This window comes from Phyllobacterium sp. SL163 (assembly GCF_049896885.1).
Lineage (GTDB): Bacteria > Pseudomonadota > Alphaproteobacteria > Rhizobiales > Rhizobiaceae > Phyllobacterium > Phyllobacterium calauticae.
On the sequence record NZ_JAFCVE010000003.1, the window covers coordinates 544020 to 569123 of the forward strand.

The window sequence follows — 25104 nt, forward strand, 5'->3', positions numbered from 1 at the left end:
ATTAACCCTGTCTTTACCTTGATGGGGCACCTTGAGTTCAAGCGCGATTTGTACTGCGTACGCGCTTCCTTAATTTACGGGCGTCATTATTCTGTCGCAATGTCAGGGTATTGCTTCTCGTGTAGCGAATAGCTTGTTTCCATTTTTGACCACGGATGTACTGGCACTGGTGTTGAGGCAAGTTTAGGAAGGTCGGGTAGCTCCCGGCCTTTTGCTTTTTCAAAACCCCTTTTCTTTTCCGCGATCCCATCAAATACTGCGATGGCTGCGATCTAATACGTAACCGTCACAATGATCGTATCGCTGTAAGTACCCGGCGACGGTGTGGCTTGCGGCGGGACCCGGCCATAGACATCGATGCCCTGCACCATTCCATTGCCCGTGCCCGCAACCGTATTGGTCGGTATTGTATTTCCCCACGGCACAGTTCGATTTGAATCCTGGTAGAGACCATAGGTAATCGATTGCGCGCCATTGACCATCTTGCGGGCCGTCGGGCTTGTTCCCGTGTTGCCGAGGCTGAGCGAAATCGAGTACGGCACTGTTGGCGTGCAGGTTACGCTCACCTTGCCCTTCTGATCGATATTCGCATTCAACAATCCATTGGGACCAAAGTCGATATTCTGCGCTGTCACGGCGCAGTCATTGGCGAGCGTAATCTGCACCGTGAAGGTTGGAGGAGACGCTGTTGCGCCCGAAGCCGTGGTGCAGCCGTTGCCATCATCATAGCGGTAATTGAACGTCGCGTTTGCTCCGGTGAAGGTTGAGGTGTAAGGTCCGGCCGGCGCCGTTGCCTGATTGGCCAGCACCTGCCCGTACAGCGTGATCGTTGTCGAGCCGCTGCCAAGTATGGGACCGAGAATCGTCGTGAAGGCGACGAGAAACCCGGGCGGCCGCGCCGCATAGGGCCACGTTGCCGAGCCCCAGACGATGGAGCGGGCGGCATCCTGATACAGCTGGTAATTAAGCGAATTCGCACCATTCACCATGATGCGCGCGCTTGCCGTTGCGCCGCCGCTGCCTTCATTGAGGTTCGGGCAAATCAGCACTTTCTGGCCAAGGGAAAGCAGGCCAGAGCAATTCGCCGTCACGGATGTCATGCTGTTGATTGCGCTTCCCGGAATGGTGCTTCCGGAAAAAACCATGCTGGGAACAGAGAAGGAGCAGCTTTGCCCCCAAGCGGTGCCTGGCAAGAGCGCAGATCCGACGAGCCAGATGAAGCAGACCAGCCAGTTTTTCATGAGCACACCACTTTGCCTATCTTGACCTGCGTTCCCGGCTGTGGCCGGTACGAGAACTGCGCCTTGCAACTGCGTCCATCCAGAAGATCGACGCTGATGCTGTTCTGGGCCCGCAGCTTGTCGATAAAGGCTTCACCGTCATAACCGATGACAAATTCATCCGGCGAGCCGTCCAGATGCCCGCGCAGCCCCGCCTCCAGCGGCTTGCCGCCGCTATCGACCAGATCAACCACGGCCGAAGCCGATGTCTTGCTGACATGGAAATCCACCACAACGCCGCTGCGGTCGGCGGGCACAATGATGTTACGTGTCGATCCTATGCTGGCATCGACAGGCAGATTTTTGGGGTCGATGGCAACCGTGTTGGGCTCATAGGAATTCAGGTCCGGCACCAGGATTTTGCCACTGCGATTGGTCTTGCCGACCGGCCGGTTTTCCGACAGGACCTCGACATCCGGTGCGCCGACATCGACCACGGCAAAGGCATCGTTGATGCGGTTCGTGGCGAATACGCCGCCGGCTGCCGCGGCAAGTGCACCGTCAATCTGGACGCTCGCGCGGGTATTGCCATCGAACTGTTCGACATCCCCCTGCACTCGTGCATAGCGTCCGCGGTAGCTCGCGGAGGCCAACCGGTCAGGATTGTTGCCTTCCCGGGTCCTCAACCGCCAGCCGTAGCTGCCCTCTTCAAGCTGCTCCGACTTTGCGACATCGACAACGCCGGAGACACCATCCGCCGTCTGCTCGATGCCGGTTGAAACCGTGATGTTGTTGTCGAAGGGGATCGTCAGTCCGGCAAAGACGCCAAAGCTGTCGCTGTTTTCCAGATCGGTAAAGGCCGTCGCATAGAATGAACTGTTCTTGAAAATCGACTGGGTATACGAGGCTCCGACGATACGGTTCCGATCGCCATTGGCCGATTCAATCTGCGTGAAGGACAGATTGAGATTGGAACGCTCGAACGGGCCCGGTGCCGACACGGTTACCTGGGCCAGCGAGCGCGGAACACGCGGGCTGAAAATCGTAACGCCCGTCGGATCGAAAACCGCCAGTTGCCGCGGATCGGCGGAAACCGAGGCAACATCGTCATAATTGCCGAAAGCCTGCTGCATCCGGGCGAAAACGATGTAACGGCGATAGCTGAGTTCCACTGAGCCGTTGACAAGGAAGCCCGTGTCGCCGTCATGGCTGCTGCCGGCAACAGCCAGCGAACTGACACCATAGCCGCCGATGGGAAACGCCACGCCAACGCCACCGTTGAGCAGATCGACACCGCCTTCAAAATGCCCTTCGAGCGTCAGCCAATCGGCGACACCGTATCGCGCCGTGGCAAATCCCATCGCATCGTCGGCATAATCGTTGGATGCCGTACCGAAATCCCGCCGCGGAAAACCCACTTCGGCAGAAAAATCCAGCAGTCCCTTCTGCAGCAGCAAATTGGATGAATAGAACGGCAAGGTGGTCTTTGTCTCGCGGCCAAGCGTATCACGCACCACCACCTGCGCCTGTCCCGCGCCGGTAAACACCGGAAAATTCGTCACCTGAAACGGACCCGACGGAACCGTACCGCTATAGGTCTTGACGTTCTGGGTGTAGACCTCGAGCGTCGAGGGAACCGCGGCAGACCCGGATATGACCGGTATGGGGATGGTGACCAGATCCGAACGCAGGTGGAAATTGCGCTGCACCTGCAGGCCGCCCAGATAGACCGGCCGCGTCCACTGCAGACCGCCGGAAATGAAATCACCCGCCCGGTAGGTGATCAGCCGCTCCGCGTCGGAGTAGGTGTAGGTCGTGTTGAGACGCTTGAACCCCTGAAAATCCGTATCGCTCGCACTTGATGTGAAGGATTGCGTCAGCGTACCGAACGGGCTGAAAAAGCGGGCATCGAAACCACCGGAAATGCCCTGAAACGGCCTTGTATTGCCCTTGAACAGATTATCACTGCTGGCAAAGAGCGAGTAATTCAGGACTGCGCCGTAACTGGATTGCGGCTTGGGGCGGTCCTCGTCGGATTTTGGATTGAGATCAACCACTTTGGCCGCGCGCGCATTGTCGTCGGTGGTGATGTAAAGCCGCTGATTTTCCGCATCGACGCGATATTGGACATTCGGCAGCCGATCTACCCGGATCGAGCCATCCGCGGCCTTCGCTTTGGCGACCGGCTTCAGCCCCACATCCGTCAGTTCCTGCGGGCTTACCGCAAGGCCTCCATCCTCCAGCTGGTGGAAGGCGCCGACCAAACCGGTCGGCTCGTCATTGATGAAGACCTCGAGATAGAGATCCTGGGAGATACCGGGCTGTGGCGCGGTCTGCCCCACGTCTTGCGCATTGGTTTCCTGTGCCCGTCCAGAGGTAAGAATACACGGGCCTATGCAGAGTGCCACAACAAGACTAGCGGCCGCTGACCGCAACGTTGACATCAAGCGGTCCAGAATCGCTTTGCGCCTTCATGGAAACAGCACCGGATGACACGGACTTACCGCTGCCAACCGGCCATTCCATGGAAGCGCCGCCCAGGACATAACCAACCAACCCCTTCCTCGTCGCGATTTCACGGCCGTTTTGGAGCAATTGCAGCTCAGAGAGGCGCAATCGCGTATCGCCATTGTTGCGAGCGGCAAGGACAAGCCCGTTGCCGGAGCGCTTGATTGTCCAGGCCACCTTGGGCGCGGAAGCATCGGGTCCCTTGAAGAACACGGGAATGGAATAGCGCACGACCAGAGTGACCGTGCCGGACTTGCGGCGGGCAGGATCGGGCAATTCATCCACGATGACCCGGTAACTTTCTTCCCGCGTGACCGGCTTTTTACTGACCCGGATAACCCGAACGAGATAATCCTTGTTGGCGGACAAAGCCGTCGATGGCGGACTGACAACCACATCGTTGGTGGGTTCGAGCTGCTCGACACCGTTTGTCTGCGTCCAGCGAAAGACTCGGATTTGCACGTTGATCGGCCGCTTTGCCTCGTTCGTCAGCGTCAGCACGGCTGCGCTTCCCGGCGCTATCATTTCCAGATTAGTCGGGGCCACCCGCAGCGAAGTTGCTGTGGCGTTACCGTAAAGCAGCATAAAGAGCCCCACCGCTCCAATGCCTTTAAGCATGGATCGCATCCTGTCCACCTCCGTATGTTATTCTCAGTAAGTGACCGTCACCGTGATCGTATCGGTGTAGGCGCCGGGCGCCGGTGTTGTCTGGACGGGAACCCGCCCATAAACCGTATAGGATTGCGCCGCGCCGCTACCCGAGGCTGAAACCGTATCGGTACCGATGGTCTGCCCCCACACGGTGGTTCTGTTGTTATCGGAATAGAGCGTATAGTTCACCAGCGCGCCGCCGGTCCCGGTCATCTTGCGCGAAGCGACCGTTGCACCGGTCCCCGTTCCGGCGTTCAACCCGATATTGTAGGGCGTCGTGTTGGTGCACTGAACGGAAAGCGTGGTGGACGCATCGTCATTTGCCGCGATCACGCCCACGGCGGTGAAGGTGAGCGTCGCGGTGCTCACCAGGACACAGGATGCCTGAATGGTGATCTGGACCGTGAAACTTCCGGTTGCCGTGGCGGCCAATGCCGGACTGGAAAGGCCAAGCAAAGCGGCCAGCCCAACTGTCGTGAACTTGCGCACCGAATATCCGAAACTCATTCATCCTCCTCAAGGTTTGCTTGCCGCTGGCAAGCACCTCCGATTCTCTACAAATGACTCAGTAGCTCTCCGCCCCATAATACTTAAGTATTACATCTTTAAAAGAACTTATCGAACAGTCAGCAATATTGCTCATCTTTCGCAACATCTGTCGCAATTTGTACTATCACGCAAAAAGCGACACATTGCTTCCAAGAAAGCGTGAATTTACGTTACATCAAAAGATTAGGTTTATTCATTGATAAATTTACATATTTCCATCTATTGCATTTTATTTTACTATCGAAGTAATTTCTTATGAATACAGCAAGCAACAAATGTACATGATATATTCCGCAACATAAGCGTCATGATATTTTCATTTCCCGCCTCATCATTGCGTTCGCGCATCGCGAAATGATTGTCTTGACGGTGAAATCGAGAGAATCAAAACTACTCGGAAATTTACTTTTGGTGGTCCAGATGAGCACACGTGTTCTGCTGCTGTCGCAGTTCACCGGCTGAAATGATCCATCCCCGGCGATGCGGTGCATCGGCGCAAACTTCCGTTTCGCCGCCCAATTACAGCGCTATACTGCATCGTGATGAATTGCTCTTGAACATTTGTTTTTTGGCGGCAAAGATTGCGCCGGAAGCATGAAAGACCGCGACATGGCACAGCAAGGAATACCCACGTCATCCGATTCTCTGGCACAGCTGAAATGGCTGACGCCCGAAAATGTCGGCGCAGCGCTGAAGGGCCTGCCTTTGAAGGTTCAGGCCGCTCTGAGAGCCGCAGCGCATCTCCCCCGCGGCACGCTGACCATCACCACCCCCGACCAACGGGTGTTCAAGGTGGGCGGCAAAGGCTCCGGTCCCGATGCGGCATTGGTGCTGCACAACTGGAATTTGCCGCGCCGGGCCTTTTCGGCCGGGACGATCGGCGTGGCGGAATCCTATATGGACGGCGACTGGGAAAGCCCTGATGTCACCACGTTCCTTGAGCTGTTTGTCATCAACCAGCAGATCGGCGAACACATTGCCGGCGGAGCGAACTGGTTCGCCAACACCGTGCAGAGATTGCGTCACTGGCTGAACGAGAATACGCGCTCGCGCTCGCGCAAGAATATCTCTGCGCACTATGATCTCGGCAACGCCTTCTATCGCGAATGGCTGGACCCGACGATGACCTATTCCTCCGCATTGTTTGCCGAAGGCGCCAATGACCTTGAAAGCGGGCAGACCGCGAAATATCGCGCACTTGCCCGCAATATCGGCATCACCAGGGACAGCAGCGTGCTCGAGATCGGCTGCGGCTGGGGTGGTTTTGCCGAATTTGCGGCGCGCGAGATCGGCGCCCGTGTCACCGGTCTGACCATCAGCCGCGAACAGTTCGATTTTGCGACGGAACGGATGCGCAAGGCCGGACTTTCCGACAGGGTTGAAATTAAGTTCCAGGACTACCGCGACGAAACAGGCCAATACGATCATATCGCCTCGATCGAAATGTTCGAGGCCGTCGGCGAGAAATACTGGCCGGTCTTTTTCGGCAAGGTCAAGGAATGCCTCGCCCCCGGCGGCAGTGCCGGCATGCAGATCATCACGATCAACGAGAACTCGTTCGAACGTTATCGCAAGCGTCCCGATTTCATCCAGCGCTATGTATTTCCCGGCGGCATGCTGCCGACACCGGCCCGTTTGAAGACGCTTGGCAAGGATTTCGGCCTCAACCTTTATCGCGAGACCATCTTTCCGCAGGATTATGCCCGCACGCTGGCCGAATGGCGCGCGCGCTTCTGGGACTCATGGGACAAACTCAAGCATCTTGGCTTCGACGTCCGCTTCAAAAAGCTATGGGAGTTTTACCTCTTCTATTGCGAAGCGGGTTTCAGATCGGAATATATCGACGTACGACAGGTGTTTTACAGATCATGACAGAGATCTCGCTCAATGAAATTTTCGAGCGCATCTGGGCGCTGGCGGATGCGTTGCACCTGCCGGAACTGACCCAGGGCACCCACCACGGCACACCGTCGCTGAAAGCCAGGAATGCGTTCCTGGGGCGGCTCCGGGATGTGGACACATTCGCCATCCATTGTCCGCTGGAGGAAAAGCCGCTCCTGATGGAAAGCGCGCCGAACATCTATTTCGAGACCGATCACTACAAGGGCTGGCCCTATATTCTGATCCATCTCGATACCATTTCCGATGCGGAACTTGCGCACCGCATCCGGCTCGCCTGGCTGGCAAAAGCGCCAGCCAAGCTCAAAAGGCTCGTCGAATCTACAGCGTGATGCGGTAGCGGGTGAAACCGTTTTCCCCGTCGCCCGCGTCCTCGATTTTCACGGCTTTCACATCGGCAAGGAAATTCTTGCCCTTCGGACCGGATTCGAACACCACTGAGGCACCCTTTACCGGAGCAAATTTCCAGTTATCATCAGCCGACGGGTTGATGGTTTTCTGGTCGATGATGTAGCGCACGATCACGTCGCGATTGGTGTCAGGCGCAACGAAGATGACCTTGCTCTCGTTGATGCCGGGGAAATTGCCGCCACCGCCTGCCCGGTAGTTATTCGTCACCACGACAAATTTCTGCGTCGGATCAATCGGTTTTCCATCAAAGGTCAAGTTGACGATGCGGTTGCTCTGCGCATTCGCGAGTTCACCCTTCGCGCCGTATTTCGCCGGTTGCGACAGATCGATCTGATAGGACACGCCGTCGATGACGTCGAAATTGTAGGAGGGGAAACTGGTGTCGATCAGCGGCTGGTCCGGCTTGCCCGGCTCGATGGTCTTGAAAATGCCGGATGACATTTCCAGCCATTCCTTCACATCCGCCCCCGTGATGGCAACCGCACGCACCGTGTTGGGGTAGAGGTAGAGATCGGAAACATTCTTGATGGCGATATCGCCGGCTGGCACATCCGTATAATAGTCGGCCCCGCCGCGGCCGCCCGCCTTGAAGGGTGCGGCTGCGGACAGCACCGGCCAATCCTTCCACTGCGTGTCCTTCAGCATGTCCTTGATGTACCAGGTCTGCGCATTGGAGACGATCTGCACTGACGGATCATCGGCGACCAGCGCGAAATAGGAATAAAGCGGTGCGGACGTCTTGCCAACCGGGCGGCGGACATAGGCGAGCGTTGCCTCATGGTCGGCTTTCGCGGCTTCCAGAACGTCCGGACGGCTTTCGACCAGCGGTTTGACCGCCTTTTCAACACGCTCGTAGATCGGGCGCGCCTCGGTGGTGAAATCGGCAACTTTCCATTTGTCGCCGTCGCGCTCGAGCAGAAGATCGATCAGCCCCATATGCGAGCCCCAGAAACCGGCCATGACAGCGGGCTTGCCCTGCAGCGTCCCCTTCTTGACGTCGACGCCTTCAATACCGGCAAAGTCCTTCGGATCAGGGAAAACCAGATGCTGGTGCCCGGTGACGACGGCATCGATGCCGTCAACACCCGCCACATAGAGCGAGGCATTTTCCATGCCGCTGCTCTGCCCCGCCGCAATGCCGGAATGCGACAGCGCAACGATGATATCGGCACCTTCAGCTTTCATCTTCGGCACCCAGGCTTTGGCGGCCTCGACGATATCGCGCGTCACAACCTTGCCCTTGAGGTTCTGCGCATCCCACAGCGTGATCTGCGGCGGAACAAAGCCGATAAACCCGACCTTCACAGGCAGTTTCTGCCCGGTGCCGTCGGCAATCTCGTACTGCTTGATCAGGTAAGGCTTCATGTAGAGCGGATCGTCGGTTGGCGTTGCCGCCAACTCGCCCTTGACCAGATTGGCGCAGACATAGGGATATCCGGCACCAGCCAGAACATTGTCCATATACTCGAGACCATAGTTGAACTCGTGATTGCCGAGCGTTCCCACTTCGTAGCCGATGGTATTCATCGCCTTGATGATCGGATGGACGTCACCGGCCTTCATGCCCTTCTCGTAGGCGATGTAATCGCCCATCGGATTGCCCTGCAGAAAATCACCATTGTCCACGACAATCGAATTGGTCGATTCGGCGCGGATTTTTGCGATGATCGATGCCGTGCGGGCGAGCCCCATCGTGTCGTTCGCCTTGTCGGCGTAGTAGTCATAGGGATAGACATTCACATGCAGATCGGTGGTCGCCACGATGCGCAGATGCGCCTGCGAAGCCGCTGCCATGGCCGAAAACGGGTGGAGAATTACCACGGCCCCGGCTGCAGCCGTGCTTGCCAGGAAGGAACGGCGGGTGAGAGCGGATGACGATTCTTGCATGACGAGGCTCCAGGGCAAGGGATGATGAGCGGCTTTTTAGCCGGCGAGGATCACCGAATTATGATGAGTTTGTCACGGCCTTTCGCGGTCAGCAATCAGCTTCCGGCGATTTCAATGAGCGCGGTCTCGACACCGAGACCGGTGCGGTCCGCCACTTCGCGCAAGGCAAAGGATGAATTGATCTTGGTGACGTGCGGCATCGCCGAAAGCCAGACCTTGTGGATGCGTTCGTAATCCTCGAGATCCTTGGCCGCAATGCGCAGGAGATAGTCATACTCGCCCGACATGAGGTAGCAGACCAGCACATTGGGGCAGCGGCGCACGGCCGTCTCGAATTCGCGCAATTGTTTGTCGGCCTGGCCCGAGAGGGATATATTGACGATCACCGTAACCGGGTGACCGAGCATCTTGTTGGAGAGACGCGCATGGTAGCCACGGATGACACCCGTCTTCTCCAGAATATCCAAGCGGCGTGAACAGGCGGACTGTGACAGCCCGACCTTTTCCGCCAGGGTTGCATTCGACATGCGGCCATCCTTTTGCAGGCAATCAAGGATAGCGATATCAATCCTGTCCAGCGACATTGTTCGATCTTTCTTCGACAAAGAACCAGTTTGGCGCAAGAATATTCGAAAAATTGCATGCCGTCGATATTGCTTAGCAAGGACATGCGAAGCGATTCATGATGTCATACGCACCGCACAAACGGGAACTTTGAACAGACTTTAGAGGAGGCGTAAATGCGTGTAGGCTGCCCGAAAGAAATCAAAAACCATGAATATCGCGTCGGTCTCACTCCGGGGGCCGTACGCGAATACATCGCCCACGGCCATACGGTCATTATCCAGTCCGGAGCTGGAGCAGGAATAGGCGCCGACGACGGAGCCTATCAGGCGGCAGGCGCCAAGATCGTCAAAACCGCCGAAGAAGTCTTTCAGCAATCGGACATGATTGTGAAAGTGAAGGAGCCCCAGCCGTCCGAATGGGCGCAGCTGCGCGAAGGCCAGCTCCTCTACACCTATCTGCACCTCGCCCCCGATCCCGAACAGACCAAAGGCCTGCTGGCTTCCGGCGTCACGGCCATCGCCTATGAAACCGTCACGGATGATCGCGGCGGCCTGCCGCTGCTCGCGCCCATGTCGGAAGTGGCCGGACGTCTTGCCATTCAGGCGGGCGCCACCGCGCTGCAGAAGGCCAATGGCGGACGCGGCGTGCTGCTCGGCGGCGTGCCCGGCGTTCTGCCCGGCAAGGTCACCATCATCGGCGGCGGTGTTGTCGGCATCAATGCGGCGCAGATGGCTGCCGGTCTCGGCGCCGACGTGACCATTCTCGACCGCTCGATCCCGCGCCTGCGCCAGCTCGACGACCTGTTCCATGGCCGCATCCACACCCGTTATTCCACCATCGAGGCGCTCGACGAAGAAGTGTTCTCCGCCGATATCGTGGTGGGCGCGGTCCTCATCCCCGGCGCGGCGGCCCCCAAGCTGGTCACCCGCGAAATGCTGTCCGGCATGAAAAAGGGCGCCGTGATCGTCGATGTCGCCATCGATCAGGGTGGCTGCTTCGAAACATCCCACGCCACGACGCATTCCGAGCCGACCTACGAAGTCGACGGCATCATCCACTATTGCGTGGCCAATATGCCGGGCGCTGTTCCGGTCACCTCGGCGCATGCGCTGAACAACGCCACGCTGCAATATGGCCTGCAGCTGGCGGACCGCGGCGTCAAGGCATTGGTGGACAATCCGCATCTGCGCAACGGTCTGAACGTTCACAAGGGCCGCATCACCAATCAGGCCGTCGCCGAAGCGCTTGGCCTCGAAATGGTGGAAGCCAAGGCCGTTCTCGCCGCCTGAAGCTGGCATCGCACAAAAGAAAAGCCCGGGTTTTGCCCGGGCTTTTTCATGAGCAGTATTCAGACAACCCAGTCGGCTTCGTGCATCTCGATGCGGCACTGGAAGCAATTGTTCCTTGCCGACCGCATGTGCACATAGGCCACGTCATCGCGCTGCAGCAGTTCTTCCGCCCGCGCGGGAATAGTATCGGTGGGGATCACGCCGCCGGTGCCATAGACAATCCGGTCCTGACGGGAATAACCGCGCAGGATATAGTCGCTGGTCTTGCGGAACATATCGGGCATATCCGCTGTCTCCGCATAGCGTTCGCATGCTTCCGCATGCAGGAAGATCGGCCCCGTTTCCGCATAGGGTTGCGGTGCGGGGAACGGCCGGTGCGACAGGATGAGATATTTGTCGCCGGCTTTCACATTCTGCAGGCAGTGTCGGCACGGTGTGCCATCGCCATCGGAAACATGCGTCTCCGGCGTCTGGCCGTTCGCATCCGCACCGCCCGCCTGATAGTGGCGGGCCAGTGTCGTCGGCATTGCAATAAAGCGGATCGTGCTCATGGGAACCTCCTTCGTTGACCCGAAGCAAACACCCAAACTGGCAAGCGAACCACCCGATTCCTGCCGGTCTCAGCGCTCACCAGCTGCCATCGGGCCCATCGGTGTTCAAGGACAAGTGCCGCCAGAGTTCCAGTTCCGCCTGCAGGCTGGCAAACTTCACGGCGGCTGCGTTGACTGCCATTGCGCCAGCGGCAAACCGCAGTGGCGGCTTGGCTTCATTGGTCAGAAGCACCATGGCGTCGGCAAGCTTGGCCGGGTCACCCGGCTGCGAACCATTGCGGCTTTCGAAGGTTGCCCGCTGGCTGGCCCGCCGGTCGTCATAATCGGCAATCGCATTGGCATCGCCGATGCGCAGCGAATCGCCGGTGAGGAAATCGGTGCGGAAGGGCCCCGGTTCGACGATGGTCACAAACAGCCCGAACGGCGCAATTTCAAGCGCCAGTGATTCCGAGAAGCCTTCAAGGGCAAACTTGCTTGCACTGTAGAGCGAGCCAAACTCGCCGCCACGCAGCCCCGCGATCGAGGAAATATTGAAGATATGGCCCTTGCGGGCGGCACGCATCACCGGCAGCACGGCCCAGATGACATTGAACACCCCGTGCACGTTTGTCGCAAACTGCGTGTTCACCGTTTCAGCGGTGTTTTCCTCGAAAAAACCGAGCTGGCCGTATCCCGCATTGTTGACAAGCACGTCAATCGATCCGAAGCCTGCGAGTGCTGCCTGTACGGCGCTGTGCGCCTGACCAGCTTTTGTGACATCCAGTTCAACCGGCAGCATCTGTTCGCTCTCCGGTCCGAGCGCCTCGATGACCGCGCTTTTCCTTCGGCCTGTTGCAACCACGCGGTCTCCCGCCCGTATCGCCGCCTTGGCGATCTCGACACCCAAACCGCGCGTGGCACCTGTGATAAACCATGTTTTCTGCATTTTGGTCTCCATTGATTGCATCCGATGGAATCATGCCGCCGCCAAAACCCGGTAGATCAATGCGCGCATGTTCTTGCACGATCCTCTCAATCCAGAGTGGATCGTGCGTCGCACGCTTGCATCAGCGCCTGCGCATTGCTTGAATGGAGCATGGAGCCGCTTGCCGAAATCAGTGCCCTCATCGCTCGCCATATCGGTCGGGATGGCCAGGCCATGCCGCTTCCCGGCATCCGTCTGCTCAGTTCCAGCGTTCCAACTGAACCCATCAACGGCTTTTATGAGCCGGCCTTTGCCTTGGTCGCGCAAGGAGCAAAGCGGACGATGGTGGGCAACAGAGTGTTTGAATATGGTGCTGGCCAATATCTTGTTGTCTCGCTTGGACTGCCTATTGCCGGCCATGTCATCAAGGCAAGCCATGAAGAGCCGTATCTCGCCTTCCGGTTAAGCCTCGATCCGGCAGTGATCGCCTCACTTCTGCTTGAAACGTCGGCTGGCAATCACACTGGCAGCGCGGCCCAGGGGCTTGCAGTCAGTGCAGCACCGCCCGAGATCATTGATCCGGTTGCGCGGCTGTTGCGGCTGCTTGACAGGCCCGGCGATCTCGCTGTTCTCTGGCCGATGCTGGAACGGGAAATTCTCTGGCGTCTTCTCACCGGAGAACAGGGCAGCAGCGTGCGTCAGATCGGCCTTGCCGACAGCCGCCTTTCCCAGATCAACCGGGCCATCCGCTGGATACGGACCCACTATGCCGAGATTTTCCACATAGAAGACCTCGCAGGGATCGCCGGGATGAGCGTCTCGTCCTTTCACCGGCATTTCCGGGCAATCACGGCCATGAGCCCGCTGCAGTATCAAAAGCAGATCCGCCTGCAGCAGGCCCGCGCCTGGCTGGTGGCGGAATCACGCGACGTTGCCTCCATCGGCTTCGCTGTCGGCTATGACAGCCCGTCGCAGTTCAGCCGGGAGTACCGCCGGCTGTTCGGGGTGCCGCCGGGTAAGGACACCACGCGGTTACGATCCGTCTCTCCCCCCGAGACCGGTCTGGCATAGGCGGGTGCGAAAACCCGCCTATGCCGACTATTGCACACCTGTGATTTTGAACGTGCAGGCGTCGAAGAACTCGGTTTCTCCGGCAACTCAGCGAATGAAATCAGTCACGCGGCGGATGGTGACCCGGCGATTGCGCCAGTCCTCATATTCCGTTTGAACCAGAAGATATTCCTCGCCATACCCCACCGTTTCAAGCGCGCGTGGCGGAATGCCGAAGTAACGCACCAGATCGCGCTTCAGGGATTCGGCCCGCTGCTCGGACAGGATCTGATTGGATTCGTACGAGCCCACGGCATCCGTATGGCCCTCGATGAGGAAAACTTCGCCGCGCCGGCGGCGCAGCACCCGTTGCAGACCATCGGCAATACGTTCCACCTTGTCACGCTCCGAACGGGGAATGACCGCAGAGCCAAAGGCAAAATTGATCGACTGGATGTCGATGGACGGCGCATAGCGGCGCAGTTCCGGTCGGCGCTTGAACTCGCGCACCGTCACGCGGCGCTCTTCCGGCACGCGCATGCGCGGGGCAGCTTCCAGCCGCCGCTCGATTTCGGCAGCGCTCGGCATCTGGCGTGATTGCGCCAATGCGGGCGCGGCAACGGTTGCGGCGGCAAGACCGAGCAGCAGGCCACGGCGATTGATCATGGGTGTATTCTCCTTTCCAGACCGGCAGTTTGCACTGCATCAATTATCGAAGGAGAGATAGCGCAGTAAAAATGAAGCGTGCATGAACGGATCATGCTGAAATTCAACGTTACAGCCAGGCCTCGATTTCCGCGTCGGCGAAGCCGACGGGATTGAACCCCATGCGCTGATACATTTGCAGGGCGCGCGGACTGTCGAGGGTGTTGGTCTCGATGATGACCTTTTCCGGGCTGCTCATCCACGCCGTGACGATGGCTTCGCTCAGGAAGAATTTTGCAAGACCCCGCCCTTGAAACTCCGGCACAAGGCCGAAATAAAGGATTTCCGCCACACCCGGCTCCTGATTGAGCACGAGCTCAAAAAAGCCGGCAGGCGAACCGTCCACATAAAGCACATGGATTTCAACCGAATCCCGGTGAATGGCGGCAGCCAACGCTTCATCGCTGAGGTTCCGGTGCACAAACCAGTGATGCGGTTTGCCGACCTGCTCGTAGAGAAAGCGATAAAACGGCAGCGATATCCGCTTGGCCGACATGATCGCCAGTTTGAAACTGGCAGGCGTCGGAATGGAATAAACCGGCCGGTTGGTCATTTCCAGCAGGGTCACGCGCGTCTTCAGTATTTTGGGCTTTGCGGCCTCGGTCATCGCTCTGCTTCACCGGTTGCAACCGGCGTATCCTTGTGTGCACCCCACTCGCTCCACGATCCGTCGTAGAGGATATTGTCCTTGTGCCCGAGGGATTCAAGCGCCAGCGTGATCACGGCGGCCGTGATGCCTGAGCCGCAACTGGTGACAATGGGACGGGAAAGATCGACGCCCGCATCATCCAGAACCTGCCGCAGACCGGCGATATCCTTCAGATACCCCTTGTCCGCCAATGTCGAGGACGGCACGTTGCGCGCACCCGGCATATGGCCGGAGCGAAGCCCCGCGCGCGGCTCCGGGTCCGTGCCGACAAAGCGGCCTGCTGCCCGCGCATCGGCAATCTGGCGTGATCCCGTATCGACGATTGTGCGCATGTCGGCAAAACTCGCCACCTTGTCCGCCTGAAAATCCGCGATGAAAGCCGATGGCGCGATCTTTGTGACGCCGCTGGTGACTGGCCGGCCATCCTTCTTCCAGTTATCGAAGCCGCCATCCAGGACAAAAACATTCTTTGCGCCCATGACGCGCAGCATCCACCAGACGCGCGGTGACGTGTTCATGCCGGGCCCGTCATAGACGACGATCGTATCGCTGTTGGTGATGCCCATGCTGCTGACCGCCGCCGCGAAAGCTTCCGGCTTCGGCAACGTGTGTGGCAGGGACGATTCCGGATCCGACAGTTTTTCATGATCGAAGAACACCGCGCCGGGAATATGCGCGGACTTGTATTCGCCCTCCGCGTCGCGGTTGAGAAACGGGAAATACCACGACGCATCGAGAATGCTCAGGCCCGGCCGGCCTAACCGCTCCTGCAACCAGTCGGGTGAAACCACAAAAGCGCTCTTGTCAGCCACGGTCATTCTCCTTCCGGCGAGGCACCGAAGCGGATACGGAACCGCCGGTTTTCCTTGCCCTTCTTTTCTATTTTTCCGATATGGATCACGCCGACTTCGCCTGTTGTTGCCACATGCGTTCCGCCGCAAGGCTGCGAATCGATGGATGCATCCTTGCCGATGCAGACAAGGCGGATGCGCCCGGTGCCCGTCGGCGGGCGCACGTTCTTCGACTTGATCAGGCCCGGATTGGCCGCAAGCTCTTCATCGGTAATCCAGCGTGTAAAAATCGGATGGTTGGCATTGACCAGTTCCATCAGCTTTTCCGTCACGTCTTCCTTGGTCACACCGGCATCCGGCAGGTCGAAGTCAACCCGGCTGTCATCCTCGGCAACAGAAGCGCCGGTGATCGGAAACGGGCAGACAACGCTGAGCAGATGGCAGGCGGCGTGCATGCGCATGAGCTTGTAACGCCGGTCCCAATCGATACGCAGGACGAGCTTTTCGCCGATGGCAGGCACCGGCTGCTCCGGCGCCGGCACGTGGATGATTTCTTCCTTGCTTTCGCCCGTCACTGTCGCGGCAATGGCAATCGTGCTGCCGTCGGCCCGCACGAATACGCCGGTATCGCCGGGCTGCCCGCCGGAGGTTGCATAGAAAATCGTCTGGTCCGTGAGTATGCCGCCGCGTTCATTGATGGCGAGGACAGTCGCCTCGATTTCCTTCAGATAGGAATCGTCGCGGAAGAGTATCGTCGTGTCGTATGCCATCAGTGATTGCCTTCAAACGGAACAGAGATATTCGTCTTCGCTTCCATCCAGCGCGGTACCGGCAGATCTTTGGAACGCAGGAATTCAGGATTGAACATTTTTGACTGGTAGCGATTGCCGTAGTCGCAAAGGATCGTGACGATGGTGTGGCCCGGACCAAGGTCGCGCGCCAGGCGGATAGCACCGGCAATATTGATTCCGGACGAACCGCCCAGGCACAGCCCCTCTTCCGTCACCAGATCAAACACCACATCCAGCGCGTCCGCATCGGGTATCTGATAGGAAAAGTCAGGGGTAAACCCTTCCAGATTGGCCGTCACGCGGCCCTGCCCGATACCTTCCGTGATCGAGCTCCCCTCAGCCTTGAATTCACCTGTCGTGTAGTAGGAATAAAGCGCTGCCCCCAGCGGATCGGCAAGACCGATCTTGATGTCTTTGTTGCGCGCCTTGAGCCCGGCTGCCGTTCCCGCGAGGGTTCCGCCGGAACCAACGGCGCAGATGAAGCCGTCGACCTTGCCATTGGTATCGCGCCAGATTTCCGGCGCGGTCGTTTCCACATGCGCCAAACGATTGGCAACATTGTCGAACTGGTTGGCCCAGACCGCACCATTCGGCTCGGTCTTTGCCATCTGTTCGGCAAGGCGGCCGGAGACTTTCACATAATTGTCGGGGTTCCTGTAAGGGACAGCGGGAACCTCGACCAGTTCAGCCCCAAGCAGCCGCAGGGCGTCCTTCTTTTCCTGGCTTTGTGTCTCAGGGATAACGATGACCGTGCGGTAGCCCAGGGTCTTGGCGACCATGGTCAGGCCGATGCCCGTATTGCCCGCCGTGCCCTCGACGATGACGCCGCCCGGACGCAGCAGGCCGCGATTTTCCGCATCGCGGATGATATAGAGCGCCGCCCTGTCCTTGACCGACTGTCCCGGGTTCAGAAATTCGGCTTTGCCGTAAATATCGCACTCGGTCAAAGCCGATGCCTTGCTCAGGCGGATAAGCGGCGTGTTGCCGATGGCGTCGATCACTGAATTCAACATGGGCCAAGTCCTCATTCTGCTTGGCCTGAACCTATTTGCCCGCAGCACACCATTCAAGCACCGAATGGCAGAAAGTCATGCAAATGCAGGTCTTTATTTCCCGGCATTGCCGTATCACGGCAAGCCGATGCCAACAAAAAGGCCGCCGGTACATCGTACCGGCGGCCTGATTGATTCTTTGTCGCGAGGTTTAGGCTGCCTTGGCGCCGAAGCTCTTGCGCTTGTTGCGGCGCATCGGGCGTTTCTGCGCTGGAGCGCCGCCATCATTGCTCCACACCTTTTCGCCGCGCGGTTCGCGTGGCTTGCCGGGTGCCTGACCGCGATGCGGCTTCTTGGCCGGTGCGCCATTGCCGCCTTCGCGGCGTGCCGGACGCTGATCATTGCTGGCAACACGTGCCGGCAGGCTCGACAGATCAATCGGCGAATCGGCAAGCGGCAGACGCATGCGCGTGACGCGCTCGACGGCCTTGAACTTGGACGCTTCTTCAGCCGGATCATAAAGGGTGATCGCATTGCCCGACGCGCCGTTGCGGCCGGTGCGGCCGATACGGTGCACATAGCTTTCCGGCTCGTCCGGCAGGTCGAAATTGATCACGTGGCTGATGCCGACGACATCGATGCCGCGCGCGGCAATGTCGGTGGCAACCAGAACACGAACCGAACCGTCCTTGAAACCGTTGAGGGCGCGCTGGCGGGCGTTCTGCGACTTGTTGCCGTGAATGGCAGCCACGTCATAACCGTCCTTCTCCAGAACACGGGTGACGGCATCGGCACCATGCTTGGTACGGGTGAAGACGATGACCGAAGACAGCGTTTCGTCCTTCAGCATGGCCGACAGGACCTGCTTCTTCTGCTTGGTCGGGATCATGTGCACGACCTGCTTGATCTCGGCAGCGGTGGTGCCCTGCGGCGCCACTTCCACACGGATCGGATTGCGCAGCAGGCTTTCAGCCAGCGTTGCGACTTCCTTCGGCATGGTTGCGGAGAACAGCGCGGTCTGACGGTCCTTGTGCGTGCCCTTGGCAATGCGCTTCACATCATTGATGAAGCCCATGTCGAGCATGCGGTCGGCTTCATCGAGCACAAGCCAGCGTGTTTCCGACAGGTCAATGCGGTTGTCGCGCACCAGATCAGTCAGGCGGCCGGGTGTGGCGATGAGAACGTCAACGCCGCCCTGCATCTTGTTGATCTGCGCCACGCGCGACACGCCGCCGAGCACAAGCGCGGTCGAAATATGCGCGCCCTTGGAGAGCTTGCGGACCGTTTCTTCGATCTGCACGGCAAGTTCACGGGTGGGTGCGAGGATAAGCGCACGGGCGGTCTTGCCCTTGCGCTTGTCGCCGATGGTCAGGATCTTCTGCAGGATCGGCAGGCTGAACGCCGCCGTCTTGCCGGAGCCCGTCTGGGCGATGCCGAGAATGTCCTGACCGGCGAGCTGTGCCGGGATAGCCTGTTGCTGGATGGGCTTGGGAGTAGCCATTCCAGCTGCCTCGACTGCTTTCAGCAGGATGGCATTCAGACCCATGGCGGCAAAGCCGGTGTTTTCAATATTTTCCAATTCAATCTTCTTTCATTGGCCAGACGCGATGGGAATCACGGGCCATAAACACATCACAGGGCGCAACCTGCATGTAACATATTCGGGATGAACGACGAGACGCCGGGAACCGTTCGGTTCCATGCGACTTGCGCAGCCGTGCCTGTGACAGTGTGCCAGCAGGTCTTAGACGCCACGAAGTCCGCAATCGGAAGACCGGAGTGTCCGGTCCAAGCGCCTGACCGGCATATGGGCCTTCTTGGACAAAAAAGCAAACGATTTTATTGTGCGCCGCAAAATAGCGCTTTTTGGTGAAACGGTTCATCCGGCCAAAGTCAGCGGCTCGTCCGGCCGCCCCGCAGTCAGGCTGCCGCTATAGAGCGCGGCAATGAGATCGGACTGGGTGACCATGCCGACAAGCCTGTCATTGTCGTCGGCAACAGGCAAATGATGCAGCCCCCGGTCCGCCATGGCCGGCACGAGGTCCGTCACCAGTGTTTGCGGACGGACGAACTGCACCTCGCTCGTCATGATATCGGCAACCGTGCGGTGCTTCAGGCGATCCAGCTTGACGGCGCGGCGCAGGCGGCGTGCCAGACCGATATGCAGATCGCCATCCCGATCCCAGTTGGCATTTTCCATGAAGTCGGTCTGGGTGACGATGCCGATGATGTTGCGGTGGGCATTCACGACAGGCAATGCCTTGATGCGATGCTTGATCAGCAGGGCCCAGGCGAGATGCAATGGCGTGTCGGCTTTCACCGTGGCAAGGTCGGTGGACATGATCTGCGCGCAATGTACCTCGCCAAAACGCCTGTGATAGGCCTGCATCTCGGTCTTGTGCAGGATGGCATCGAGATCATCCGGGCTGATGTTGAGCACTTCGTCATACTGCCGCAGCACGGTATCGAGGTCTGCGGGGGTAAAACCGATGCGGCGCGTCGGCAGCGGATCGGCCGTCTTGTGCACATTGGCGGCCGGAACGGGCACGATGTGCGGATAGCGGCGGCCGGTCAGATTGTTATAGGCCAGGGCTGCAATCAGCAGCAGCAGCGAGTTGAGCCCGACCGGCCACAGCACAAAGCCATAACCGAGATTGTGCACGACCGGACCGCCGAGGACGGCCGTCAGGGCGACAGCTCCGCTTGGCGGATGCAGCGAACGGGTGGCGATCATGGCGAGGATTGCCAGGGACACGCCAACCGCCGAGGCGATGACGAGATCAGGAATCCACAGTGCGCAAGTCACGCCGATCAGCGCCGCGATGGTATTGCCAACGATGATTGACCAGGGTTGGGCCAGCGGGCTGGAGGGAACGGCAAACAGCAGAACCGCCGAAGCGCCCATCGGCGCGATCAGCAGCGGCACAGCCGTTGTCGCGCCCAGCGCCTGCTCGCTGACGACACCGGTGACAAAGACGCCCAGCAGAGCGCCGAAACAGGCGCGCAGGCGTTCCATTGTGCTGACCGGCGCCAGTGCGGGCAGGAATCGCTTCAGATTGGACAGGACTGCTTTCATCATGTGTTCTCGACGTTGCGCTTCAGCGCATACCGCCTGACACGCGCGCTGGCAAAGAATGGTTTTCTTGAAAACCGCGAAAAACCAGAAAAAATGACCACGACTGGCTGGCGTGAGACTTTGGACAGGGCCTGATTTCCGTCAAGCAGCGTCCGGCACCTGAATGGCTTTGACGGGAGGCTGCTCGTGCTGCAGAGCCTTGGCGAGTTCATAGCTGGTCTGCAGTGTCAGCCAAAAGCGCGCTGTACTGACACCCGCCCGCTCCAGCCGAACAGCAAGATCCGGGCTTATTCCAGCCTTTCCGTTCAGAATGCGCGAAAGCGTAACGCGCGAAATGGCAAGCCGGCTCGCCGCCTCGGTAACGTTCATACCGAGTGGTGCCAAGACATCTTCGCGGAGCAATTCGCCGGGATGAGGTGGTGTCTTGATCATTTGCAGCATCCTCTCAGTGGTAGTCCAGATAATCCACGAGTTCCACGTCGTTTCCATCAAAACGGAATGTCACGCGCCAATTGCCATTGATCCAAATCGACCAGTGGCCTTTCAATGCGCCCTTTAGCGGGTGCAACCGGTAAGCAGGCAAGTTCAATTCTTCCGGGCGAACAGCGTTTTCGAGAGCGTACAGAACACGCAACAACTTTGGCGCATGGGCCGGTTGTATACCTCGCGTCGATCCTGTGCGGTAGAAAGTTTCCAGTCCCTTATGTCGAAAGCGCAAGATCATAGGTTTTTGTAAACTGTAACGATACACTTTGCAAGGAGATCGGTTGAAATCCTGCGCTTCACCCCAGCGTTTACCGGGCGAAATGCTTTGCGCCGGCGACACACAGGATGACGGCCATCGTCACCAGGATCATCGACCAGCCCACGGTCTCGTGCAGCAGCGTTGCTGCCAGAACCAGCCCGAAGAAGGGCTGCAGCAGCTGCAGCTGCCCCACGGCGGCGATGCCGCCCTGCGCCAGACCGCGATACCAGAAGATGAAGCCGATCAGCATGGAAAACAGCGAGACATAGGCGAGGCCAAGCCAGGCGCCCTGCCCGATCACGCTCCAGTCATGCGGCATGATGTAGAGTGTCAGCGGCAGCATCAGGGGCAATGACACGACAAGGGCCCAGGAAATGACCTGCCAGCCGCCGAGCCTGCGCGACAGCCGTGCGCCTTCCGCATAGCCAAGGCCGCAGACAATGATGGCCGCGAACATCAGGAGATCGCCGGTCAGCGAGGCAGAGCCCCCCTGATAAACTGCAAAACCGACAACACACAAACTGCCGAGACAGGAAAAAACCCAGAAAACCGGGCGCGGACGTTCGCCGCCGCGCAGCACGCCGAAGATCGCCGTCGACAATGGCAGAAGACCGATGAACACGATGGAATGGGCTGAAGTGACATGGCGCAGGGCCAATGCCGTCAACAGGGGAAAGCCGACGACGACACCGAGCGCCACCACCAGCAACGACATGAGGTCCGCCCTGGCCGGGCGCTTCTCGCGAAACGCCAGCAGCATGGCCAGCCCGAGCAAAGCGGCGATCGTGGCACGGGCGACCGTCAGGAACACCGGATCGAAATCGGCGACCGCCACGCGCGTGGCGGGCAGCGAACCGCTGAAAATCACCATTCCGACGAATCCGTTGATCCAGCCGCTCGTCATCTTGTCCATCAGTACACCTCGTTTTGCCCGGAGCATCTTGTCCAGACAGCGTGGTGCCGGTCAGACAAAATTGCTCTGGGGTATCGGCTCGCGGCCATGGATTTTCCAGAGACGGTACAGTACAATACAGAAAAACTGTCATGGTATGTTGAGCGGTACAGATGGATGAGAAAACCGAAATTGCCGGACGTGACGCGACGCTTGTCGAGCAAGTGATGCAGGCCATTCGTCAGCGGATTGCCGCACGCACGCTCGGCCCCGGCGCGCGCCTGCCCTCGATCCGCAGCTTTGCCGCAACCATGCAGGTGTCGAAATCCACCATCGTCGAAGCCTATGACCGGCTTGCGGCAGAAGGCACGATCCAGTCGCGCCGCGGCTCCGGCTTCTATGTCGCCGGGCATATGCCGCCGCTGTCCCTGGCGGAGATCGGCCCGCGGCTTGATCACGCCATCGATCCCTTGTGGGTTTCACGCCTGTCGCTGGATGCCGATGACGGCATGCCCAAACCCGGATGCGGCTGGCTGCCGGCGTCGTGGATGCCGGAGGCTGGCGTACGCCGCGCGCTGCGGACACTGGCGCGCGCCGATGACGCCCTGTTGACCGACTATGCGACACCCCTGGGATTGAAGCCGCTGCGCCAGCTTCTGTCGCGGCGCATGGCCGAACATGGGATCGAGGCGGCCCCGGACCAGATCATGATCACCGAATCCGGCACGCAGGCCATCGATCTCCTATGCCGCTCCCTCGTCGGACCGGGTGACGCGGTCATTGTTGACGACCCCTGCTATTTCAATTTCCATGCCCTGCTGCGGGCACACCGGGTCAAGATCGTCAGCGTTCCCTATACGCCGCATGGACCTGACCTCGAGCGGTTTGCCGAGGCCTTGGCGGAACATCGCCCGCGCCTCTACATCACCAACTCGGCCCTGCACAATCCGACCGGCGCGGTACTGTCACCCGTCATCGCCCACCGCCTGCTCAAACTGGCGGAACAGCACGACCTCACCATCGTCGAGGACGATATTTTTGCCGATTTCGAACATGAACCAGCGCCGCGTCTTGCCGCCTTCGACGGGCTGGAGCGCGTTATTCACATGGGCAGCTTTTCCAAATCCCTGTCGGCCTCCGTGCGCTGCGGCTTCATTGCCGCCCGCCGCGACTGGATCGACGGCCTGGTCGACCTGCGCATTGCCACCTCCTTCGGCGGCGGACGCCTGTCATCGGAACTCGTTCTGCTGATGCTGAAGGATGGCACCTACCGCAAGCATATGGACCATCTGCGGGCTCGCCTCGCCCACAGCATGGGTGAAACCAGCGTCAAACTCAAAGCGCTTGGCGTGATGCCATGGATCGAACCGCGCGGCGGCATGTTTCTCTGGTGCAAACTGCCGGAAGGCATCGACGCCGGAAAAATTGCTCAGGCAGGCCTGAGGGAAAAGATCGTTTTTGCGCCCGGCAACGTGTTCAGCCAGACGCAGTCGGCCAACAATTACATGCGCTTCAACGTCGCCCAATGCGCAGATCCGCGCATCCTGCGTGTGCTGGAAACAGCGCTAAATGGCCGCGAGCATGCTCTGCAGCGTTAGAACCGTCCTCCAATTGCGCGCCGTGAGCGGTACTTTCAGCACCTTGTCGAGCGCCTCGGCCATTTTCGACCTGCCGAAGCCATCGGGCGTGTAGAGATAGAGGACCCTGTTGCGCACGGTGAATTCCTCGGTTGCAGCGGCCCGGCTGGCGAGCTCCACCAGCGCCGCATCCGTCGGATCATCGTCCATAATCACCGCATGCAGGTTCTTCGGGTTGTCGAGCGCTCCCGGATAGGCGTTCTTGCTCACCATCGCGTTCCACTCGTCCACAGTGCGGATCGTTGCACGCGACGGAAAGCCAAAGGTGCGCGGAAAGATTTCCCCGATGATCTCAGCGACGCGACGCGCAGTCTGATCCGACGATAAAATCACATTGCCGCTCTGCACGTAGGTTTTGACATCGCCAAATCCCGCCACGGCCAGGACGGTCCGCAAGGTCTCCATTTTGACGATCTTATTGCCACCGACATTGATTCCCCTGAACAGCACCACATATTTCGTCATTCTGCGCCCCTGTCGATTTGTTCCGCCAGTTGCCCGAGTTTCAGCACCGTGTTCCAGTTGCGTGCTGTCGCGGCGACTTTGAGCGTCGTCTCGATCTTGCTGAAAAGTTTCGATTCCGGGGCACCCTGCGGCGGGTAATAATAGAGCACAATGCCATCGATGGCGAACTGCTCCGGCCCGGTGTTTTTCCGCTCCAGGGCTTCCACGGCCTCCCGGTCGGGATGCTTCTCCAGAACATAGGCGTGCAGTTTGTTGCCTTCGCCGTCAGGAAACGGATTGCCCGCAATCAGCTTCTTCCATGCAGTCTTGCTGACGATCATGATGGATTTGGAAAAAGCAAACTTTTCCAACGCGATAGCCGCGACTCTTGCGATAATCTGCTTCGGTGTCCGATCTGAAACCAGAACGACGTTACCGGTATTGATGTAGGTGGCCACCTTCTCGAAACCGTCGGCGAGAAGTGCGGCCTTCAACGGCTGCACCGGCAGCGATGTTGCACCGCCGACGCCGCGAAACAGAATGATGTAGGTCGTTCTGCGCCCCATACAGCCTCATTACCTGACGCCGAGAATGCGCTTCCACAGCGTCCCGCCGACCCGTTTTCCCACAACGAAATAGGCAATCATCAATGCGAAAAAGACCAGCGCCGGCCATCCATTGAGAGAAAAGCCGTTTTCGGTCTTTCCACCCAGAAAACTCGCCACGACATAGCCGAGGACGGCAAAGGCGGTGATGAAATCAAGAATAAAAGCAAGAATGATGCGCCAATGCGATGTTGGCTTCTGTTGAATATCAGTCATTTGAAAATATGCCCCATTGGATTATCGCCCCAGTGAATAGTCTGACATTCGATAAAACGAACTGCAACTATAAGT

Annotated in this window: 26 protein-coding genes; 5 read left to right on the forward strand and 21 right to left on the reverse strand. The window is 58.8% G+C overall.

Annotation, left to right across the window (positions count from 1 at the left end):
- Positions 1-272: 272 nt before the first annotated feature.
- From ACP7B1_RS09545 to ACP7B1_RS09560, 4 genes are all read right to left on the reverse strand, one after another.
- The gene (locus tag ACP7B1_RS09545; RefSeq protein ID WP_346308465.1) at positions 273-1241 is read right to left on the reverse strand and encodes a spore coat protein U domain-containing protein; all 969 of its coding nucleotides are present in this window, start codon (positions 1239-1241) and stop codon (positions 273-275) included.
- On the reverse strand, positions 1238-3562 hold the full coding sequence (locus ACP7B1_RS09550) for a fimbria/pilus outer membrane usher protein (RefSeq protein WP_346308464.1): 2325 nt from the start codon (positions 3560-3562) through the stop codon (positions 1238-1240). The genes ACP7B1_RS09545 and ACP7B1_RS09550 overlap by 4 nt, the downstream gene beginning before the upstream one ends.
- 73 nt (positions 3563-3635) lie before the next feature.
- Positions 3636-4355 carry a molecular chaperone gene (locus ACP7B1_RS09555; RefSeq protein ID WP_346308463.1) on the reverse strand — a complete coding sequence of 240 codons (720 nt, stop codon included), beginning with the start codon at positions 4353-4355 and terminating at the stop codon, positions 3636-3638.
- Between the two features lie 24 nt (positions 4356-4379).
- Positions 4380-4886 (reverse strand): spore coat U domain-containing protein, encoded by a 507-nt coding sequence (locus ACP7B1_RS09560; protein ID WP_346308462.1) that lies wholly within the window; start codon positions 4884-4886, stop codon positions 4380-4382.
- A gap of 651 nt (positions 4887-5537) precedes the next feature.
- On the opposite strand from ACP7B1_RS09560, the gene ACP7B1_RS09565 reads away from it, so the two are divergent.
- Both ACP7B1_RS09565 and ACP7B1_RS09570 read left to right on the forward strand, forming a co-directional pair.
- Positions 5538-6800 carry a class I SAM-dependent methyltransferase gene (locus ACP7B1_RS09565; RefSeq protein ID WP_403175516.1) on the forward strand — a complete coding sequence of 421 codons (1263 nt, stop codon included), beginning with the start codon at positions 5538-5540 and terminating at the stop codon, positions 6798-6800.
- A complete protein-coding gene (locus ACP7B1_RS09570; RefSeq protein WP_223613126.1) occupies positions 6797-7159 on the forward strand; it encodes an MmcQ/YjbR family DNA-binding protein in 363 nt (120 codons plus the stop codon). Before ACP7B1_RS09565 ends, ACP7B1_RS09570 begins: the two co-directional genes overlap by 4 nt.
- On the opposite strand, the gene ACP7B1_RS09575 is transcribed toward ACP7B1_RS09570, so the two are convergent.
- Positions 7149-9125, reverse strand: a complete 1977-nt coding sequence (locus ACP7B1_RS09575) for a bifunctional 2',3'-cyclic-nucleotide 2'-phosphodiesterase/3'-nucleotidase (RefSeq protein WP_346308460.1) — start codon at positions 9123-9125, stop codon at positions 7149-7151. The two genes, ACP7B1_RS09570 and ACP7B1_RS09575, sit on opposite strands and share 11 nt — an antisense overlap.
- 95 nt (positions 9126-9220) lie before the next feature.
- Positions 9221-9709 (reverse strand): Lrp/AsnC family transcriptional regulator, encoded by a 489-nt coding sequence (locus ACP7B1_RS09580; RefSeq protein WP_346308459.1) that lies wholly within the window; start codon positions 9707-9709, stop codon positions 9221-9223.
- A gap of 156 nt (positions 9710-9865) precedes the next feature.
- Here ACP7B1_RS09580 and ald point away from each other — a divergent pair, with 156 nt between their 5' ends.
- The gene (ald, locus tag ACP7B1_RS09585) at positions 9866-10981 is read left to right on the forward strand and encodes an alanine dehydrogenase (protein ID WP_223613123.1); all 1116 of its coding nucleotides are present in this window, start codon (positions 9866-9868) and stop codon (positions 10979-10981) included.
- A gap of 59 nt (positions 10982-11040) precedes the next feature.
- Here the strand turns inward: ald and ACP7B1_RS09590 are convergent, their stop codons facing one another.
- A complete protein-coding gene (locus ACP7B1_RS09590) occupies positions 11041-11532 on the reverse strand; it encodes a DUF1203 domain-containing protein (protein WP_346308457.1) in 492 nt (163 codons plus the stop codon).
- 76 nt (positions 11533-11608) lie between these two features.
- Positions 11609-12457 (reverse strand): SDR family NAD(P)-dependent oxidoreductase, encoded by an 849-nt coding sequence (locus ACP7B1_RS09595; RefSeq protein WP_346308456.1) that lies wholly within the window; start codon positions 12455-12457, stop codon positions 11609-11611.
- Positions 12458-12607: 150 nt separating this feature from the next.
- Here ACP7B1_RS09595 and ACP7B1_RS09600 point away from each other — a divergent pair, with 150 nt between their 5' ends.
- Positions 12608-13507 carry an AraC family transcriptional regulator gene (locus tag ACP7B1_RS09600; protein ID WP_346308455.1) on the forward strand — a complete coding sequence of 300 codons (900 nt, stop codon included), beginning with the start codon at positions 12608-12610 and terminating at the stop codon, positions 13505-13507.
- Between the two features lie 87 nt (positions 13508-13594).
- On the opposite strand, the gene ACP7B1_RS09605 is transcribed toward ACP7B1_RS09600, so the two are convergent.
- The 10 genes from ACP7B1_RS09605 to ACP7B1_RS09650 all read right to left on the reverse strand — a co-directional run bounded on the left by ACP7B1_RS09605 (position 13595) and on the right by ACP7B1_RS09650 (position 22148).
- Positions 13595-14152 carry an OmpA family protein gene (locus ACP7B1_RS09605; protein WP_346308454.1) on the reverse strand — a complete coding sequence of 186 codons (558 nt, stop codon included), beginning with the start codon at positions 14150-14152 and terminating at the stop codon, positions 13595-13597.
- Positions 14153-14261: 109 nt separating this feature from the next.
- On the reverse strand, positions 14262-14798 hold the full coding sequence (locus ACP7B1_RS09610; RefSeq protein WP_223613121.1) for a GNAT family N-acetyltransferase: 537 nt from the start codon (positions 14796-14798) through the stop codon (positions 14262-14264).
- Entirely contained in the window at positions 14795-15652 is an 858-nt protein-coding gene (gene sseA / locus ACP7B1_RS09615) for a 3-mercaptopyruvate sulfurtransferase (protein WP_346308453.1), read from the reverse strand. Before sseA ends, ACP7B1_RS09610 begins: the two co-directional genes overlap by 4 nt.
- Positions 15653-15654: 2 nt before the next feature.
- Positions 15655-16401: an alanyl-tRNA editing protein gene (locus ACP7B1_RS09620; protein WP_346308452.1), complete on the reverse strand. Its 747-nt coding sequence runs from the start codon at positions 16399-16401 to the stop codon at positions 15655-15657.
- Positions 16401-17435, reverse strand: a complete 1035-nt coding sequence (locus ACP7B1_RS09625; protein WP_346308451.1) for a cysteine synthase A — start codon at positions 17433-17435, stop codon at positions 16401-16403. Before ACP7B1_RS09625 ends, ACP7B1_RS09620 begins: the two co-directional genes overlap by 1 nt.
- A gap of 190 nt (positions 17436-17625) precedes the next feature.
- On the reverse strand, positions 17626-18960 hold the full coding sequence (locus ACP7B1_RS09630; protein ID WP_223613487.1) for a DEAD/DEAH box helicase: 1335 nt from the start codon (positions 18958-18960) through the stop codon (positions 17626-17628).
- A 333-nt stretch (positions 18961-19293) separates the two neighbouring features.
- Complete coding sequence (locus ACP7B1_RS09635) at positions 19294-20490, reverse strand: HPP family protein (RefSeq protein WP_426136896.1); 1197 nt, start codon at positions 20488-20490, stop codon at positions 19294-19296.
- A 141-nt stretch (positions 20491-20631) separates the two neighbouring features.
- Complete coding sequence (locus ACP7B1_RS09640) at positions 20632-20922, reverse strand: HigA family addiction module antitoxin (protein ID WP_223613116.1); 291 nt, start codon at positions 20920-20922, stop codon at positions 20632-20634.
- A 13-nt stretch (positions 20923-20935) separates the two neighbouring features.
- Positions 20936-21214 carry a type II toxin-antitoxin system RelE/ParE family toxin gene (locus ACP7B1_RS09645; protein ID WP_223613115.1) on the reverse strand — a complete coding sequence of 93 codons (279 nt, stop codon included), beginning with the start codon at positions 21212-21214 and terminating at the stop codon, positions 20936-20938.
- Between the two features lie 70 nt (positions 21215-21284).
- Positions 21285-22148: a DMT family transporter gene (locus ACP7B1_RS09650; RefSeq protein WP_346308449.1), complete on the reverse strand. Its 864-nt coding sequence runs from the start codon at positions 22146-22148 to the stop codon at positions 21285-21287.
- Between the two features lie 152 nt (positions 22149-22300).
- On the opposite strand from ACP7B1_RS09650, the gene ACP7B1_RS09655 reads away from it, so the two are divergent.
- Positions 22301-23725, forward strand: a complete 1425-nt coding sequence (locus ACP7B1_RS09655) for a PLP-dependent aminotransferase family protein (protein ID WP_403175575.1) — start codon at positions 22301-22303, stop codon at positions 23723-23725.
- Here the strand turns inward: ACP7B1_RS09655 and ACP7B1_RS09660 are convergent.
- From ACP7B1_RS09660 to ACP7B1_RS09670, 3 genes are read right to left on the reverse strand one after another with little or no spacing between them, the layout of a single operon-like run.
- The gene (locus ACP7B1_RS09660) at positions 23693-24229 is read right to left on the reverse strand and encodes a DUF1697 domain-containing protein (protein ID WP_346308447.1); all 537 of its coding nucleotides are present in this window, start codon (positions 24227-24229) and stop codon (positions 23693-23695) included. The genes ACP7B1_RS09655 and ACP7B1_RS09660 overlap by 33 nt on opposite strands.
- Entirely contained in the window at positions 24226-24774 is a 549-nt protein-coding gene (locus tag ACP7B1_RS09665) for a DUF1697 domain-containing protein (protein WP_346308446.1), read from the reverse strand. Before ACP7B1_RS09665 ends, ACP7B1_RS09660 begins: the two co-directional genes overlap by 4 nt.
- Positions 24775-24783: 9 nt before the next feature.
- Positions 24784-25029 (reverse strand): hypothetical protein, encoded by a 246-nt coding sequence (locus ACP7B1_RS09670; RefSeq protein ID WP_223613110.1) that lies wholly within the window; start codon positions 25027-25029, stop codon positions 24784-24786.
- Between the last annotated feature and the right edge of the window lie 75 nt (positions 25030-25104).

What these genes read in the sequence shown, in the direction of transcription:
- ACP7B1_RS09645 (WP_223613115.1), bottom strand. Translation starts at nt 21,214, where the DNA reads ATGATCTTGCGCTTTCGACATAAGGGACTGGAAACTTTCTACCGCACA.
- ACP7B1_RS09620 (WP_346308452.1), bottom strand. Translation starts at nt 16,401, where the DNA reads ATGGCATACGACACGACGATACTCTTCCGCGACGATTCCTATCTGAAG.
- ACP7B1_RS09630 (WP_223613487.1), bottom strand. Translation starts at nt 18,960, where the DNA reads ATGGGTCTGAATGCCATCCTGCTGAAAGCAGTCGAGGCAGCTGGAATG.
- ACP7B1_RS09580 (WP_346308459.1), bottom strand. Translation starts at nt 9,709, where the DNA reads ATGTCGCTGGACAGGATTGATATCGCTATCCTTGATTGCCTGCAAAAG.
- ACP7B1_RS09635 (WP_426136896.1), bottom strand. Translation starts at nt 20,490, where the DNA reads ATGAAAGCAGTCCTGTCCAATCTGAAGCGATTCCTGCCCGCACTGGCG.
- ACP7B1_RS09600 (WP_346308455.1), top strand. Translation starts at nt 12,608, where the DNA reads ATGGAGCCGCTTGCCGAAATCAGTGCCCTCATCGCTCGCCATATCGGT.
- ACP7B1_RS09565 (WP_403175516.1), top strand. Translation starts at nt 5,538, where the DNA reads ATGGCACAGCAAGGAATACCCACGTCATCCGATTCTCTGGCACAGCTG.
- ACP7B1_RS09650 (WP_346308449.1), bottom strand. Translation starts at nt 22,148, where the DNA reads ATGGACAAGATGACGAGCGGCTGGATCAACGGATTCGTCGGAATGGTG.
- ACP7B1_RS09655 (WP_403175575.1), top strand. Translation starts at nt 22,301, where the DNA reads ATGGATGAGAAAACCGAAATTGCCGGACGTGACGCGACGCTTGTCGAG.
- ACP7B1_RS09660 (WP_346308447.1), bottom strand. Translation starts at nt 24,229, where the DNA reads ATGACGAAATATGTGGTGCTGTTCAGGGGAATCAATGTCGGTGGCAAT.
- ACP7B1_RS09610 (WP_223613121.1), bottom strand. Translation starts at nt 14,798, where the DNA reads ATGACCGAGGCCGCAAAGCCCAAAATACTGAAGACGCGCGTGACCCTG.
- ACP7B1_RS09670 (WP_223613110.1), bottom strand. Translation starts at nt 25,029, where the DNA reads ATGACTGATATTCAACAGAAGCCAACATCGCATTGGCGCATCATTCTT.
- ACP7B1_RS09665 (WP_346308446.1), bottom strand. Translation starts at nt 24,774, where the DNA reads ATGGGGCGCAGAACGACCTACATCATTCTGTTTCGCGGCGTCGGCGGT.
- ACP7B1_RS09605 (WP_346308454.1), bottom strand. Translation starts at nt 14,152, where the DNA reads ATGATCAATCGCCGTGGCCTGCTGCTCGGTCTTGCCGCCGCAACCGTT.
- ACP7B1_RS09575 (WP_346308460.1), bottom strand. Translation starts at nt 9,125, where the DNA reads ATGCAAGAATCGTCATCCGCTCTCACCCGCCGTTCCTTCCTGGCAAGC.
- ACP7B1_RS09555 (WP_346308463.1), bottom strand. Translation starts at nt 4,355, where the DNA reads ATGCGATCCATGCTTAAAGGCATTGGAGCGGTGGGGCTCTTTATGCTG.
- ACP7B1_RS09570 (WP_223613126.1), top strand. Translation starts at nt 6,797, where the DNA reads ATGACAGAGATCTCGCTCAATGAAATTTTCGAGCGCATCTGGGCGCTG.
- ACP7B1_RS09595 (WP_346308456.1), bottom strand. Translation starts at nt 12,457, where the DNA reads ATGCAGAAAACATGGTTTATCACAGGTGCCACGCGCGGTTTGGGTGTC.
- ACP7B1_RS09545 (WP_346308465.1), bottom strand. Translation starts at nt 1,241, where the DNA reads ATGAAAAACTGGCTGGTCTGCTTCATCTGGCTCGTCGGATCTGCGCTC.
- ACP7B1_RS09625 (WP_346308451.1), bottom strand. Translation starts at nt 17,435, where the DNA reads ATGTTGAATTCAGTGATCGACGCCATCGGCAACACGCCGCTTATCCGC.
- ACP7B1_RS09590 (WP_346308457.1), bottom strand. Translation starts at nt 11,532, where the DNA reads ATGAGCACGATCCGCTTTATTGCAATGCCGACGACACTGGCCCGCCAC.
- ACP7B1_RS09640 (WP_223613116.1), bottom strand. Translation starts at nt 20,922, where the DNA reads ATGATCAAGACACCACCTCATCCCGGCGAATTGCTCCGCGAAGATGTC.
- ald (WP_223613123.1), top strand. Translation starts at nt 9,866, where the DNA reads ATGCGTGTAGGCTGCCCGAAAGAAATCAAAAACCATGAATATCGCGTC.
- ACP7B1_RS09560 (WP_346308462.1), bottom strand. Translation starts at nt 4,886, where the DNA reads ATGAGTTTCGGATATTCGGTGCGCAAGTTCACGACAGTTGGGCTGGCC.